The sequence below is a fragment of the Sediminibacterium sp. GW821-FHT12F12 genome, from assembly GCF_058806635.1.
Genome location: NZ_JBXAPW010000031.1, coordinates 1 through 1,010, shown reverse-complemented (window position 1 = coordinate 1,010; position 1,010 = coordinate 1). Strand labels below are relative to the sequence as shown.

Sequence of the window (1,010 nt, the reverse complement as noted above, 5' to 3'; positions counted from 1 at the left end):
AACGTGTTGTGCTATTGAAAACTCAGAGCATGTTTGATCTGAGCCAGTTTTCTTCCATTTAAATAATTTATCCAGTGCAAGATTGACATTGAGGACAGTTTCGATGTCAATCTTGCCACTAATCCTTCATAGGATTTGGCATAGTTTCTTTTCAGATTTAGCTGATCACACATTTGAGCAAAAAAGGTTTCTACCATTTGCCTTTTAGATTTATACCTCTTGGGGTGCTTCTTGTAATCATGTTGATTGATCCTAAATGGCACTCTCAGTTTTACATTATATTTATCGAAAAGCTCCATCTGTAAAGGGTTTGAGCGATATGCCCGATCTCCAAGTAGTTGTTTGCCTGAGGGAAGTTTGCTGACTGATTTTAGATAATTTATGTCATGAACATTCCCTTTGGTGATACCGCTTTGCTGAACAACTCCGTTATCAAAGATTACAACATGGAGTTTATAGCCTATGAACCAACCTTTATTGACAGCACTATAACCTTTAGAAGGTGCAGTGTCAAAATTCTTTCTAAAGGCTCTATAAGTCCGTTCTCTAGCCAACTTGACCACCGGCACTGGAACAGAATCAATTACCATCGCCTGACTTTGATCCTCTAATTTTTCCGATATCTTATCCTGAACCTTCATAATATGACTCTGGAGTCGCTTACGCCGCCTGTTAAACCGGGTTCTACAGATCAGATTCGGAAACAGTCCGGGATAATCAGTTTTCAGTTTACTCCACAACAGATTTTCAGAATCAATACCTAATGCTTCCATTATACAGGCTAATGAAATCACCTGTAAGTCAGTCATATTAGGCGTTCTGGGATAAAACTGCAGGTTTCCTTTGCTATCAGCCTCATCTTCAAAGATCTCTTTGCATATTCGATAGAATCTACCGAAATTCGTTTTAATGTTGTGCATGCGTTTTAGTTAGTTTGGTCACTTACTTAGACAACTGCACAGCATTTTTTGCTTCATTGATTATCAACTATTTTTAATAGCACAACACGT

Annotated in this window: 1 protein-coding gene; it reads right to left on the bottom strand. The window is 38.1% G+C overall.

Annotated features, from left to right (window positions below):
• Nucleotides 1-11 precede the first annotated feature (11 nt).
• Nucleotides 12-920 carry an IS982 family transposase gene (locus AC1RNB_RS18555; protein WP_493085250.1) on the bottom strand — a complete coding sequence of 303 codons (909 nt, stop codon included), beginning with the start codon at nt 918-920 and terminating at the stop codon, nt 12-14.
• Nucleotides 921-1,010: the final 90 nt, after the last annotated feature.

What these genes read in the sequence shown, in the direction of transcription:
- AC1RNB_RS18555 (WP_493085250.1), bottom strand. Translation starts at nt 920, where the DNA reads ATGCACAACATTAAAACGAATTTCGGTAGATTCTATCGAATATGCAAA.